General features: G+C 70.8%; 12 protein-coding genes and 1 tRNA gene. 6 read left to right on the forward strand and 7 right to left on the reverse strand.

Translation table 11 applies throughout. The annotated features are described in order from the left end of the window. Window positions 1-129 precede the first annotated feature (129 nt). Genes ACFVFR_RS28295 through ACFVFR_RS28315 form a run of 5 tightly spaced genes read right to left on the reverse strand, consistent with a single transcriptional unit; the run spans window position 130 to window position 6,042 of the window. Window positions 130-1,596 (reverse strand): peptidoglycan D,D-transpeptidase FtsI family protein, encoded by a 1,467-nt coding sequence (locus ACFVFR_RS28295; protein WP_383706766.1) that lies wholly within the window; start codon window positions 1,594-1,596, stop codon window positions 130-132. Next, window positions 1,593-3,008, reverse strand: coding sequence for an FtsW/RodA/SpoVE family cell cycle protein (locus tag ACFVFR_RS28300; RefSeq protein ID WP_383706768.1), 1,416 nt, complete (start codon window positions 3,006-3,008; stop codon window positions 1,593-1,595). Before ACFVFR_RS28300 ends, ACFVFR_RS28295 begins: the two co-directional genes overlap by 4 nt. A gap of 21 nt (window positions 3,009-3,029) precedes the next feature. Then, window positions 3,030-4,607, reverse strand: coding sequence for a Stp1/IreP family PP2C-type Ser/Thr phosphatase (locus ACFVFR_RS28305; RefSeq protein ID WP_383706837.1), 1,578 nt, complete (start codon window positions 4,605-4,607; stop codon window positions 3,030-3,032). 36 nt (window positions 4,608-4,643) lie between these two features. Further along, complete coding sequence (locus ACFVFR_RS28310) at window positions 4,644-5,159, reverse strand: FHA domain-containing protein (protein WP_383706770.1); 516 nt, start codon at window positions 5,157-5,159, stop codon at window positions 4,644-4,646. A gap of 10 nt (window positions 5,160-5,169) precedes the next feature. After that, entirely contained in the window at window positions 5,170-6,042 is an 873-nt protein-coding gene (locus tag ACFVFR_RS28315; protein WP_383706772.1) for an FhaA domain-containing protein, read from the reverse strand. 382 nt (window positions 6,043-6,424) lie between these two features. On the opposite strand from ACFVFR_RS28315, the gene ACFVFR_RS28320 reads away from it, so the two are divergent. Beyond that, window positions 6,425-6,508 (forward strand) — tRNA-Leu (locus tag ACFVFR_RS28320). Window positions 6,509-6,557: 49 nt separating this feature from the next. Continuing rightward, the gene (locus ACFVFR_RS28325; protein WP_383706774.1) at window positions 6,558-6,761 is read left to right on the forward strand and encodes a hypothetical protein; all 204 of its coding nucleotides are present in this window, start codon (window positions 6,558-6,560) and stop codon (window positions 6,759-6,761) included. Between the two features lie 84 nt (window positions 6,762-6,845). Here ACFVFR_RS28325 and ACFVFR_RS28330 read toward each other — a convergent pair whose 3' ends face one another. Next, a complete protein-coding gene (locus ACFVFR_RS28330; RefSeq protein WP_383706775.1) occupies window positions 6,846-7,496 on the reverse strand; it encodes an FMN-dependent NADH-azoreductase in 651 nt (216 codons plus the stop codon). Between the two features lie 191 nt (window positions 7,497-7,687). Between ACFVFR_RS28330 and ACFVFR_RS28335 the strand changes: the two genes are divergently transcribed. Beyond that, complete coding sequence (locus ACFVFR_RS28335) at window positions 7,688-8,059, forward strand: winged helix-turn-helix transcriptional regulator (RefSeq protein WP_383706777.1); 372 nt, start codon at window positions 7,688-7,690, stop codon at window positions 8,057-8,059. A 951-nt stretch (window positions 8,060-9,010) separates the two neighbouring features. On the opposite strand, the gene ACFVFR_RS28340 is transcribed toward ACFVFR_RS28335, so the two are convergent. Next, on the reverse strand, window positions 9,011-9,403 hold the full coding sequence (locus ACFVFR_RS28340; protein WP_383706839.1) for a MarR family winged helix-turn-helix transcriptional regulator: 393 nt from the start codon (window positions 9,401-9,403) through the stop codon (window positions 9,011-9,013). Between the two features lie 293 nt (window positions 9,404-9,696). On the opposite strand from ACFVFR_RS28340, the gene ACFVFR_RS28345 reads away from it, so the two are divergent. The 3 genes from ACFVFR_RS28345 (at window position 9,697) to ACFVFR_RS28355 (ending at window position 12,901) form a co-directional block, all read left to right on the forward strand. After that, complete coding sequence (locus ACFVFR_RS28345; RefSeq protein ID WP_383706779.1) at window positions 9,697-11,340, forward strand: DUF2252 domain-containing protein; 1,644 nt, start codon at window positions 9,697-9,699, stop codon at window positions 11,338-11,340. 44 nt (window positions 11,341-11,384) lie between these two features. Next, window positions 11,385-12,230, forward strand: a complete 846-nt coding sequence (locus ACFVFR_RS28350; protein ID WP_383706781.1) for a hypothetical protein — start codon at window positions 11,385-11,387, stop codon at window positions 12,228-12,230. Between the two features lie 326 nt (window positions 12,231-12,556). Then, a complete protein-coding gene (locus ACFVFR_RS28355) occupies window positions 12,557-12,901 on the forward strand; it encodes a rhodanese-like domain-containing protein (protein ID WP_383706783.1) in 345 nt (114 codons plus the stop codon). Window positions 12,902-12,927: the final 26 nt, after the last annotated feature.

Below are 12,927 nucleotides of genomic sequence, written 5' to 3' on the forward strand. Positions count from 1 at the left end.
ACGTCCTCCTCTCGATCCGGCGTCTGTTGGGGGGTGTGTGGGTTGTTTTTTTTATTGTGGCGCTGGGGTGGGGGGGCCGGGTCCTCGCCCGGCCCCCCCACCACCTCGCGTCCTTCTCGCTGTCGCGGCCTACTTCTCGCTGTCGAGTACCGCCTTCATGACGGCCTTGGCGATCGGGGCCGCGAGGCCGCCACCGGAGATGTCGCCGCGCTCGGCCCGCGAGTCCTCGACGACCACGGCGACGGCCACCGGAGAGCCGTCCTCGCCCTTGGCGTAGGAGATGAACCAGGCGTACGGCTTCTGGCTGTTGGCCACGCCGCGCTGGGCGGTGCCGGTCTTGCCGCCGACGGTGGCGCCGGGGATGCGGGCGTTGGTGCCCGTGCCCTTCTCGACGACGTTCTCCATCATGTCCTGGAGCTTGTGCGCGGTGTCCGAGGAGATGGGGCGCGACATCTCGTCGGGCTCGGTCTGCTCGACCACGTTGAGGTTCGGGGCGCGCAGCTTGTCCACCATGTACGGCTTCATCAGCTTGCCGTCGTTGGCGATCGCGGCGGTGATCATGGCCATCTGGAGCGGCGTGGCGCGGTTGCTGGCCTGGCCGATGCCGGCCATCGCGTTCTGCGGCCGGTTGTCCTCGGGGTAGATGCTCTCGGCGGTGCGCACCGGCGTGTCGACGGTCTCGTTGAAGCCGAACTTCTCGGCCTGCTTGATCATCTTCTCGTTGCCGAGGTCATCGCTGATCTTGCCGAAGACGGTGTTGCACGAGACCTGGAGCGCCAGCTTGAGGGAGGCGTCCTTGCACGGGATGGGGCCCTCGTTGTCGAGGTCCTGGTTGGCGGTCAGCGGCAGCTTCCACGGCAGCGGCGAGTTGGTCTTCTCGTCGATGGTGTCGTAGAGGCCGTCCTCCAGCGCGGCGGCGGCGGTGACGACCTTGAACGTGGAGCCGGGCGGGTACGTCTGGCGCAGCGCCCGGTTGAGCATCGGGACGTCCTTGTTGTTCTTCTCGTCCAGCCGCTTCCACTCCTCCTCGTCCTTCTTGGAGCCGCCCGCGATGTTGGTGGGGTCGTAGCTCGGGGTGGAGGCCAGGGCGAGGATCTTGCCGGTGCGCGGGTCGAGCGCGGCGACCGCGCCCTTCTTGTCCCCCAGCCCCTGGAAGGCGGCCCGCTGGGCCTTGGCGTTCAGGGTGGTGATGACGTCGCCACCCTTCTTGCTCTTGCCCGTGATCATGTCGAGGGTGCGGTTGAAGAACAGCCGGTCGTCGTCGCCGGTGAGGATGCCGTCGTGCAGGTTCTCCAACTGCGTGGCGCCGTAGACCTGCGAGGCGTAGCCGGTGACCGGCGCCCACATCGCGCCGTCGTGGTACGTGCGCTTGTACTTGAAGTCGGTCCCGTTGGTCTCCTTGGAACCGGTGACGGCCTTGCCGTCCACGATGATGTTGCCGCGCGGCTGGCTGTAGCGGGCGATCTCCACGCGACGGTTGTGCTTGTGGTCCGCCAACTCGTCGGCCTGGACGAACTGAATCCAGTTGTCGCGCACCAGCAGGGCGAGAACCAGCAGCCCGCAGAAGATCGCGATCCGGCGCAGGGGCTTGTTCACGGTCGGACCACCTGGGTCATCTCGGCGTCGGGGGACGGGGCGGGAGCCGGGGCCGGGCGGCGCGCGGTGTCACTGATCTTGATCAGGATGGCGATGAGCGCCCAGTTGGCCATCACGGACGAACCACCCGCCGCCAGGAACGGCATGGTCATACCGGTCAGCGGGATCAGGCCCATCACGCCGCCCGCGACGACGAAGATCTGGATGCCGAAGGCCGCGGACAGGCCGATGGCCAGCAGCTTGCCGAACGGGTCACGGGCCGCCAGCGCGGTGCGCGCGCCCCGTTCCACGATCAACGCGTACAGCAGCAGGATGGCCATCGTGCCGGCCAGCCCCAGTTCCTCGCCGACGGTGGCGAGGATGAAGTCGGAGTTGGCGGCGAAGCCGATGAGGTCGGAGTTGCCCTGGCCCAGGCCGGTGCCCATGACGCCGCCGGAGCCGAACGCCATCAGCGCCTGCGCGATCTGCTCGGTGCCCTGCCCGGTGTCGTAGACCGCGAACGGGTCCAGCCAGGCGTCCACACGCTGCTGCACGTGTGGCTCGAAGGTGGCCACGCCGACCGCGCCGATGGCCGACATCAGCAGTCCGAAGACGATCCAGCTGGTGCGTTCGGTGGCCACGTACAGCATCACGACGAACATGCCGAAGAACAGCAGCGAGGTACCCAGGTCGGTCTCGAAGACCAGGATCAGGATGCTCATCGCCCACACGACCAGGATCGGCCCCAGGTCACGGCCGCGCGGCAGGTACAGGCCCATGAAGCGGCGGCTGGCCAGCGCCAGCGCGTCCCGCTTGACCATGAGGTAGCCGGCGAAGAACACCGCGATCACGATCTTGGCGAACTCGGCCGGCTGGATGGAGAACCCGGCGACGGTGACCCAGATGCGGGCACCGAACTTGGCCGGGAAGAACACAGGCATCACCAGCAGGATCAGCGCGCCGGCCATCGAGATGTACGTGTAGCGCTGCAGGATGCGGTGGTCCTTGAGCAGCATGAGCACGGCGACGAAGAACGCCACGCCCATCGCCGAGTACATGAGCTGGTTGGGCGCGGACGCCTGGTAGGAGAAGCCCTGCGCCGCGGCGGTGCGCGCCAGGCGCTCCGACTGGTCGAGCCGCCAGATCAGCACCAGGCCCAGCCCGTTGAGCAACGTGGCCAACGGCAGCAGCAGCGGGTCGGCGTACGGCGCGAACTTGCGGACCACGATGTGTCCGACGCCGGCGAGCAACCCGAGGCCCAGGCCGTAGCTCAGCATGCCCGAGGGCATCTCGTCGCTCAGGGCCAGACCCACGTTGGCGTACGCGAACACCGGGATGATCACCGCGAAGGCGAGCATCGCGAGTTCGGTGTTGCGGCGGCTGGGCGGCCCGGCCGTACTGATCGTGGTCGTGCTGGTGGTACTGCTGCTCATCGCTGGCGGCCCCCTACCGCTTCACTGCTGGGTGCCGCCGCACTCGTCGGCCAGCTCCTGCTCCGCCGGGGACAGCGAGGGGCTTGGCGTCGGGGTGGGAGACGTCGTGGTCTTGTCGGTACGGGGCTGCTCGTTGGCCTTGCCGGTCCGGGCCTCGACGCCGTCGCCGGCCCGCTCCCTTTCCTTGCCGAGGTCCTGCTGCTGGTCCTCGGCCTTCTTGCGCTCTTCCTGGGCACGCTTTTGCTGGTCGAGCTTCTGGCAGGTGCCGGCGAGCAGGCCCAACTGCTTGGCCTTCTTCTGCGCCTGACCGAGGTCGCTCACCGCGATGGTGTCCTCGACACGGGTGCGCTGGTCTATCGGCAGGTACCGGAGCTTGGTGTCGTCGTAGTCCTGGTGGACCTTGTTCAGGCTGATCCACGCCAGGTCCTGACTGATGCCCTGGTAGATCGCCACGTGGTCGCCGCTGGCGCCGACGTAGTACTGGGTCTGGGTCCAGCGGTAGCCGCCGTACAACCCGCCGCCGACCACGGCCAGCGCCAGCGCGATGTACGCCGAGCGCTTGAGCCACTTGGTGCGCCCGCTCTTGGTGAGCGCCGCGTCGTCCCCGTAGCCGCCGAAGGCGCCGTCGACGGGGCGGCCGATGGCCGGTTCGCCGCTGCCGGGCGGGCCGAAGCCGCCCGCCTCCTCGCTGGTGGCCTGCGGTGGAACGGGCTTTCTGCCCAGTTCGGCGGCGCGTCCGGCCGGGGTCTGCGCGGCGCCGCCGTCGCTGAGCTGGATCTGGTTCTCGGCGACCGCGCCGACGATGACCGGGGTGTCGTTGAGCTGGGCGGCCATCGCGTCGCTGCCGTCCACGTCCAGGACGTCGGCGACGATGCAGGTGATGTTGTCGGGGCCGCCGCCGCGCAACGCGAGCTGGATCAGCTCCTGCACGGTCTCGTGCGGCCCCTGGTAGCTGGCCAGGGTCTCTTCGAGGGTCTGGTGGCTGACCACGCCGGACAGCCCGTCCGAGCAGATCAGGTACCGGTCGCCGGCCCGCACCTCGCGGATCGACAGGTCGGGCTCGACGTGGTCGCCGCTGCCCAGGGCCCGCATCAGCAGCGAGCGCTGCGGGTGCGTGGTGGCCTCCTCCTCGGTGATCCGCCCCTCGTCCACCAACCGCTGCACCCACGTGTGGTCCTGGGTGATCTGGGTCAGGGCGCCGTCGCGCAGCAGATACGCGCGGGAGTCGCCGACGTGGACGAGGCCGAGCCGCTGGCCGGTCCACAGCAGCGCGGTGAGCGTGGTGCCCATGCCTTCGAGCTGCGGGTCCTCCTCGACCATGACGCGAAGCTGGTCGTTGGCCCGCTGCAGCGCGTTGCCTAGCGAGGTGAGGATGTCGGAGCCGGGCACGTCGTCGTCGAGCTGGACGAGGGTGGAGATCACCTCGGAGCTGGCGACCTCACCGGCCGCCTGCCCGCCCATGCCGTCGGCGATGGCCAGCAGCCTGGGACCGGCGTAGCCGGAGTCCTCGTTCCCCTCCCGGATCATGCCCTTGTGCGAGCCGGCGGCGAAACGCAGCGACAGACTCATGCGCACCTCGCCCGTCGGCTCCGGGTACATCCGCACGGTGCCCACCCTCCGGTCGTCATGTTCCTACTACTTCCGCAGCTCGATGACGGTCTTGCCGATGCGGATCGGCGCACCGAGCGGAATCGGCGTCGGCGTGGTGAGCCGGGTCCGGTCGAGATACGTACCGTTCGTGGACCCGAGATCCTCGACGATCCACTGCCCGTCACGGTCTGGGTAGATCCTGGCATGCCTGCTGGAGGCGTAGTCGTCGTCCAGCACAATCGTCGAGTCGTGGGCCCGACCGAGGGAGATCGTCTGCCCCTGGAGGGCGACGGTGGTGCCGGTGAGAGTGCCCTCGGACACCACCAGCTTGGTGGGGGCGCCGCGCCGCTGTCGGCTGGCCCCCCGGCCGCTGGACTGTTGCCGCTGCGGTGGCGGTGTCGTCTGCTGCCGCGGCGCCCGGTCGGCGCCACGCCGCGACCCGCGCTGGGTCACCCGCGTACCGAACAGATCGCTGCGGATGACCTGTACGGCCACGATGACGAACAGCCACAGTACGGCGAGGAAACCCAACCGCATGACCGTGAGGGTCAGCTCTGACATTGCCCCCGCTTCACCCTTCGGCTTGCCGGTAAACGATGGTGGTGCTGCCCACGACGACGCGGGAGCCGTCGCGGAGCGTAGCGCGCGTGGTGTGCTGTCCGTCTACCACGATGCCGTTGGTCGATCCCAGATCCTGGACCGTCGAGGGCGTTCCGACCCGGATCTCGCAATGCCGGCGCGAGACGCCCGGATCGTCGATCCGCACGTCAGCGTCGGTGCTGCGGCCCAGCACCAGAGTGGGCCGGGAAATTTGGTGGCGGGTGCCGTTGATCTCGATCCACCGCCGCGTCTGCGCACCGGAGTGGGACCCCGCGCCGGGCTGACCCGGCCGTGGCGCGGGACGCGCGCCGGGCGGTGGGGCGCTGGGCATCGGCGGCGGGCCGCCCGACGCGGGGTGCCCCCCGTGGGGCGGCACCGCGCGCAGTCCCGGGCCCTGCCCGGGGGGCGGGCCCTGCGGGGCGCCGGGCGGCGGTGTCTGGGCCGGGCCCGGCTGCGGGCTCTGGCTCTGGCTGGCGGCCAGGGTGCGGCTGCGCACCCGGTACAGGCCGGTGTCGAGATCCTCGGCCTTCTCCAAGTGCACCTTGATGGTGCCCATGAAGGTGTAGCGCTGCTGCTTGGCGTAGTCGCGGACCATGCCGGACAGCTCGTCGCCGAGCTGCCCCGAGTACGGGCTCAGCCGCTCGTAGTCGGGCGTGCTCAGCTCGACGATGAAGTCATTGGGGACGACGGTGCGGTCCCGGTTCCAGATGGTGGCGTTGTTGTCGCACTCACGCTGGAGCGCGCCCGCGATCTCGACCGGCTGGACCTCGGACTTGAACACCTTGGCGAAGGTGCCGTTCACGAGACCTTCGAGACGCTGCTCGAAGCGCTTCAGTACTCCCACGGGGCACCTCCTTCCTTAGTCTTCCTCGGTCGTGTCGTCTTGATACTGCTTACTGATCGTATCCACGCGTCGGGAAATCGGCTGGTTCCCCTTCCTGGCCCGGTGCGAGGAGTGTCACCCCTCACAGCGGAGTGTCCCCCTCACCGGGGATCGTAGATGTGCCTCAGAGCTAGTGTCCCGCAACCGAGCGGGTCCCCGGGCCGGCCGGCCGGTCTCGTGGTCGATGAGGCGCCGACAACGGATGTGAGGGCACCCCGGCCAGCGTGCTAATCTTCTGGATGTCGGAAGGCGCCCCCACCGAAAGCGGATGGTCTCTCCCGGTCGATTTCGATCGGAGCGGTCACACCACTTAAGGTGAGTGAGTCTCAACGGCGACACCCATGCGCGGGTGGCGGAATAGGCAGACGCGCTGGATTCAGGTTCCAGTGCCCGAAAGGGCGTGGGGGTTCAACTCCCCCCTCGCGCACAGAAGAAGAACCCCCGCTTCGGAGAAATCCGGAGCGGGGGTTCTTTCGTTGTTCATCGCCATCGCCATCGCCATCGCCATCGCCATCGCCATCGCCATCGCCATCGGCGTGGTCGCGGCTGTGCTGGTCCTGTTCGGACGTGTCGTCCCCGGGCCCGGCGCTGATCTCGCGTCGTGGGCCGGACTGCCGCCGGGCCGTTGCCCGGTGGCGCCGTCGTGGCCGGCCCCGGCGCCGGCCAGGGCCCGCGTGTAGCGGGGGGCGGGGCGAGAGGTGGGCGGGGTCGTACGGCGCGGGCTCAGGGCCCGGTTCGTACGACCCCGTCGCGTGCCGGGCGGGTCAGGCGGCGGCGCGGGCGGCCAGGGCCTTGGCCTTGCTCACGGCGTCCTCGTGGGCCTTGACGCGCGAGGCGTCGGAGAGCTCGACGAGGTCCGCCATCGCCGGCGTGCTGCGGGCCAGGGTCAGCTCGGGGACGATGAAGTCCACATCCAGGCCGAGCATGCCGTTCAGGACCTTCTCCAGGTAGTTCTGGACAAACTCGAAGCTCTCGCGCGGGGTGCCCGGCGCGTACGAGCCACCGCGGCTGGCCACCACCGTGACCGGGGTCCCCGCGGCCGTCGGTGCCTCGCCCGCCGTCCGGCCGACGATGATCACCTGGTCCAGCCACGTCTTGAGCGTGGAGGGGATCGTGAAGTTGTACATCGGGGCGCCGATGAGCACCGCGTCCGCCCGCTCCAGCTCCTCGGCGAGCTCGACGCGAACGGCGAAGGCCGCCCGCTGCTCGGGGGTGTGCTCGGAGGGGTCGGAGAAGCCCGCGGTCGCGGACGTCACGTCGAGGTGCGGCAGCGGGTTGGCGTCCAGGTCCCGGTAGATGACGGTGCCGTTCGGGTGCTGCTCTTCCCACGCCTTGCGGAAGGACGCGGCCACGTCGCGCGATGCGGAGCCGTCGAGCGGATAGAGCGACGAGTCGAGGTGCAGCAGAGTGGGCATGGCGTGCCTCCGTGATTCATACGGCCAGGGAGCGGCAGGAAGTGAGCAAGAGGAGATAGGTCCGGCAGCGCCGGCGCGCACATCTCGGTCCAGTCCGCTCGCAGCGGGCTGAACTTCCGTACGTTCCTATTGTTAGCACAGCAGCTTACTTTTTTATAGCTACGAAGAGATCGGGCCACTACGCTGGAGCCATGACGGACGCCACCGAGCACACCGAGCAAGGCTGTCGACAGGTCGACTCCGGGGTGACGCGCGTCTTCGGCCTGTTCGGCAAGCGCTGGACGGGCCTGATCGTGGCCACGCTGATGGGTGGTGGCGGGTACTTCGCCGAACTGCGCCGGGCCATCCCCGGCATCAGCGAACGCATGCTGTCCGACCGGCTCTCGGAACTGGCCGCCGTCGGTCTCGTCTCCCGCGAGGTGGACGCGGGCCCGCCGCTGCGGGTCTTCTACCGGCTCACCGAGGGCGGCGCCGCGATGGAGCCCGCGCTCAGGGCGCTCGGCGAGTGGGCGGAGACGTACCTGCCCGACGGCGGTCAGTGTCCTGATCGCTTCCGTACGTAACGGGAGGCCGGGGGCGGGTGCGCCCTGGCGGCGGGCCGGGTGCTGGGGCACGCGTGACGGACGGGTGTTGCCTGCGGCGGCTTGCGGCTTGCGGCTTGTGTGTCTGTGGTCTGTGGTCTGTGTCCCTTGTGCTTGTGGTTCGTGTGCGTGCGGCTTCGTCGCGGGTGGCCGGGTGGCCGGGTAGCCGGGTGGGCGTGGGTAGCCGTCACGGGTGTGAGTGGCCTGGAGGCGTGGGTGGCCTGCGGCTTTGTCGGGTGGCGGCCGGGTGTGGGCGGCTTTGTGGGTGGGGTGCTTCTGGTGGTGGTGGCCTTGCGGTCGCGCGTGGGTGGGTGTGCGTGGGTGGTTGCCAGGGGTGCGAGTGGGGCGCGGGTGTTCGGCGGTGCGGGTGTTGGTCGCTGCGCGTGGGGGTGGGTTTCTGTCGCCGCGTGCGGCTGTGTGTGGGGGGCGGTTTTACGTCACGTACGGCTGGTGCCGTGTGCGGTGGGCGTACGGCGGGTTCGCGCCGGCCTTGTTGGCGGGTTCGCTCCGCCGGGCCGGCCCATCGTCCACGTGTCCGCGTAGCGCGCCATCGGGTACAGCGCGGGGCCGCCCGGTCCGGACCCCCCTTCACCAAACCGCGTCGGCCCGCGCGGGTGGCGAGGCGTGACGCGGTTGGCGGTTGGCGATTCGCGTGGTGCGTGGTGTGGGTGTGTGGCGCGGGGCGGGTGTGTCGATGGCCGTGGGGGTGCGGGGGCCTGGGGCGCGTGGTCGTGGTCGCCGTCGGGTTGGGCTGGTTCACTCGTGCTGGATTTCTCGCGCTGGGTGCTGGATGCCCAGGGTTTCGGCGCGTGCCGGGTGCCGCGCGTGCCGGGGGCCGCGTGCCGGGTGCTGGGGCTTCGGTTCGGGCCGCGTGCCGGGTGTCGGGGCCGTGTCCGGTGAAGTGGCGTGAGCTGGGGTGGGCTGGGGGTGGGGTCAGTCGAGGGGGGTGCTGGTGGCGTTGTAGCGGCTCAGGTACGTCGCGAACCGCTCCAGGTCGGCCGCGTCCCAGTCGGCGAGGCGGCGGTGCATGAGGGCGCGGCGGGTGGCCGTCACGCCGCGTAGCACCTCGGTGCCGGACGGGGTGAGGTGCAGGACCTGTACGCGGTGGTCGTCGGGGTCGGTGCGACGGGCGACGTAGCCGAGTCGCTCCAGGGCGGAGAGCTGGCGACTGACGGTGGACTTGTCCAGCAGGTAGTGCGCCGCGAGGTCGGTGGCGCGGCAGCCGTCGGCGTCCTCCAGGTGTGCGAGCAGGATGAAGGAGACCAGCGACAGTTCGGGGTGGATGCGCGCCGCGACGGCGCGCGCCCGTCGGGCGAAGGTGGTCATCTCGCGCCGGATGGTCTCCACGGAGGCGTCACGGTCCACCCCGCTGCTCCTCTCCTCGTCCTCCTCGACGCGGTGCCTTCGCGCGAGGGCGATTCCCACAGTAGGACTTTCTTACCGGCTGGTGTTCCCCCTGGTCAGAGCCGGCCTCGGCCGGCGTCAGGCGGGTGTGCCGCCCCTGTTCGAGCGCGTTGCCCCAGAGTTATCCACAGCCCGTCACCCCCCTTCCACCCTGTCTGTACGGTTCAACCACACGCACCACGTCCGGTGCGCCACGGGCTGGGGAGGTCGAGCACATGGCTGCTGAGAGCGGTTCTGACGCGGCGGCGAAGAGCGCGGCGCGCGCGTCGATCGGCGAGGGACGCCCGGTCAGCGCGGAGCCGAGCGCGGAGTCAAGGCACGCGGCGGCCGACGTGCCCGCTTCTCCGGGGCGGCCCGGCGAGTGGGCCGGCCCCTCGGGTGACGGTGAGCGGGTGCCCCACGTGCCGGGGTTCGCCCGACGCGACGGCGCCGGCCTGGGCAGACGCGCCGGCAAGGCCCTGCGGGAGCGGCTGCCGCGCCCCGCGCACGGCCACTTCGTCCCCGACGAGCGCCGCCCCGACGCGGTCACCGCGGTACGCGAGTCCAACGCCGGCCGACTGCCCGACCTGGTCCCCATCCGTGTCGGCCGTATGGTGGCCTCCCCCTTCGCGTTCCTGCGCGGCGCGGCCGGGCTGATGGCGTACGACCTGGCGGGTGGCCCCGTGACCGGCGTCGGCGCACAGATATGCGGGGACGCGCACGCGGCCAACTTCGGGCTGTACGGGGACGCCCGGGGCCGGCTGGTCATCGATCTGAACGACTTCGACGAGACGGTGTACGGCCCCTGGGAGTGGGACCTCAAGCGGCTCGCGACCTCGCTGGTGCTGGCGGGGCGCGAGGCCGGTGCGGACGAGGAGGTGTGCCGCGCGGCGGCCCGGGACGCGGCGGGTGCCTATCGCCGCACCATGCGGCTGCTGGCCAAGTTGCCGACCGCCGAGGCGTGGAACGCCATCGCCGACGAGGAACTCGTGTCCCACACGGACGCCAGGGACCTGCTCGGCACGCTGGAGCGGGTCTCGGAGAAGGCCCGGCGCAACACGAGCGCGCGCTTCGCGGCCCGCTCGACGGAGGCGACCCCCGAGGGCGGACGACGCTTCGTGGACGCGCCGCCGGTGCTCAGCCGCGTGCCCGACGCGGAGGCCGCGGCCGTGACGTTGGCACTCGGCGACTACCTGGGCACGCTGCCGGAGGACCGGCTGCCGCTGCTGTCCCGGTACGTGGTGCACGACGTGGCGTTCCGCGTGGTCGGCACCGGCAGCGTCGGCACCCGCTCGTATGTCGTGCTGCTGCTCGACCACCGGGGGGAGCCACTGGTCCTGCAGGTGAAGGAGGCCAGGTCGTCGGCGCTGCTGCCACATGTAAGCAAGATCACTTTGGATCCACGGTGGAGCGCCGCCCCCCGGCCCGTCGCCACGACCGGTGACCGGGGGGCGGGCCCGGTCGCGGAGCGCACCGCGACGGGCGGAGTCGAGTCCGAGGCAGGGCACGAGGGGCGGCGTGTGGTCCTCGGGCAGAAGCACATCCAGGTGGTCAGTGATCAGTTGCTGGGCTGGACGACGGTGGCCGGACGGCCGTACCAGGTGCGGCAGTTCCGCAACCGCAAGGGAAGCGTGGATCCGGCCGCGCTGGCCGCCGACCAGTTGGACGACTACGGGCGGATGACGGGCGCACTGCTGGCCCGTGCCCACTCGCACAGTGCGGATCCGCGCGTCATCAGCGGGTACTGCGGCAAGGCAGAGGAACTGGACGAGGCGATGGCGGCCTTCGCGATGGCCTACGCCGACCGCACCGAGGCCGACCACGCACACCTGCTCGCCGCCGTCCGCGCCGGGCGGATAGCGGCCGAGCTGGGCGTGTGAACCGGTCGCGGCGCGGCTGACCAGGCGGCCCGTAGGCTGGCCGTGTGACGAACCCCGAAGCGCAGGCGAACCAGGAAGCGCGCCAGCAGGCACCAGAGTCGGCGCCGGGGGGCCAGCCACGCCCCGAGGAGCGGTTGGAACGCGCGGTGCGGGCCGCCGAGCAGGCACTGATCGAGTTCGAGATCGCGCTGGAGACCTTTCGGGTCGAGGTCGAGAACTTCTCCCGGCTGCATCACCAGCGGCTCGGCCCTATGTACACGCGGCTGGACGAGCTCGACGCGCTGATCGCCGAAGCGATCGCGGCGCAGACGGGTGACGAGGAAGACCTGCGCCGGGCTCGCGAGGCGCGTTCGCTGGTGCTGCCCATGCCCCAGGTGGAGGAGCTGTTCCAAGGCTGGATGGACTCCGACGGGATCTCGCCCGAGGCCCAGTCGATGCTCACCGAACGTCCGGTCCAGCCGCCGCCTCGGGTCCGGCCCAGCGAGGAGGCCCGCCGCGTCTTCCGTGACCTGGTCCGCAAGGCTCACCCCGACCTGGCCCGGGAGGAAGCCGAACGGGAGCGGCGGGAGGCGTTCCTCGTCCGCGTCAACGCCGCGTACGCGGACGGCAACGCCGAGGAACTGCGCGAACTCGCCGAGGAGTGGGAGGCGGGCCCGCCGCCCGAGCCCCGGTGGCCCAGCCGCAGCGAGGAGCTCTACGCGCGGCTTGAATGGCTCGCGGCCCGCAAGGAACTGCTGGCGACCATGGCGGAGGAGCTGGAGTCCAGCGCTATCGGCGCCATGATCAAGATGGCTCAGGACGACCCGGACAGCCTGCTCGAAGAGATCGCCGAGCAACTGCTCGCCCAGGTCGCCGAGCGCGAGGCTCGTCTGACGGGACTCCTCGGTTAGCGGTCTCCGCCCCGAGCCTCACCGCCCCCGGGCAGCGGGCGCGAGCGTCGCCCGCCGTGCGCCCCGCCGGCCCTGAGCCTGGCCGGGCGTAGGGAGGGGGAGGGCAGGAGAGGGGAGGGGGCGGGAGGGGGGTGGGGGGAGGGAGCAGGCGGAGCCGGTCGATCTGGAGCCCCCGTCCCCGCCCCCGCCTTTGTCCCGTCCTCGCCCCGTCCCCGGCCCGGGGACCGGCCCTTGGCCGTGGGTCGATTGGGGAGGACCGGGGCCGGCAGGATGGGTGAGGGAGACTGGACGAGCTCCCAGAGATCGAACGAAGAAGAGGTGCCTTGATGTCGTTTGGCCAGATGCCGGAGGTGGAGGCCGCGGCGGTACCGGCCGACGGGTTCCTGCTGGACGTCCGTGAGCACGACGAGTGGGCGGCAGGGCACGCCGAGGGCGCGTTGCACGTGCCGATGGGCGAGGTCGTGGAACGGTTCGGTGAGCTGACCGAGGCGGCTGCCGACGGCCGCCGAGTGCATGTCGTGTGTCGCGTGGGCGGCCGGTCCGCGCGGGTGGCGCAGTACCTGTTGGCGCAGGGTCTGGACGCCGTCAACGTGGGTGGCGGCATGCTGGCCTGGCAGGCCGCGGGCCGTCCGATGGTGAGTGACGGCGAGCAGCCCGCGTCGGTGCTGTAGCGCGCGGGCGCACCCGCGGGAGGGCG

Source organism: Streptomyces sp. NPDC057702 (assembly GCF_042799315.1).
Classification (GTDB): domain Bacteria; phylum Actinomycetota; class Actinomycetes; order Streptomycetales; family Streptomycetaceae; genus Streptomyces.

Excerpts from the sequence above, each read along its gene's own strand:
- ACFVFR_RS28300 (WP_383706768.1), bottom strand. The coding sequence starts at position 3,008 with ATGAGCAGCAGTACCACCAGCACGACCACGATCAGTACGGCCGGGCCG.
- ACFVFR_RS28305 (WP_383706837.1), bottom strand. The coding sequence starts at position 4,607 with ATGTACCCGGAGCCGACGGGCGAGGTGCGCATGAGTCTGTCGCTGCGT.
- ACFVFR_RS28310 (WP_383706770.1), bottom strand. The coding sequence starts at position 5,159 with ATGTCAGAGCTGACCCTCACGGTCATGCGGTTGGGTTTCCTCGCCGTA.
- ACFVFR_RS28330 (WP_383706775.1), bottom strand. The coding sequence starts at position 7,496 with ATGCCCACTCTGCTGCACCTCGACTCGTCGCTCTATCCGCTCGACGGC.
- ACFVFR_RS28335 (WP_383706777.1), top strand. The coding sequence starts at position 7,688 with ATGACGGACGCCACCGAGCACACCGAGCAAGGCTGTCGACAGGTCGAC.
- ACFVFR_RS28340 (WP_383706839.1), bottom strand. The coding sequence starts at position 9,403 with ATGACCACCTTCGCCCGACGGGCGCGCGCCGTCGCGGCGCGCATCCAC.
- ACFVFR_RS28345 (WP_383706779.1), top strand. The coding sequence starts at position 9,697 with ATGGCTGCTGAGAGCGGTTCTGACGCGGCGGCGAAGAGCGCGGCGCGC.
- ACFVFR_RS28355 (WP_383706783.1), top strand. The coding sequence starts at position 12,557 with ATGTCGTTTGGCCAGATGCCGGAGGTGGAGGCCGCGGCGGTACCGGCC.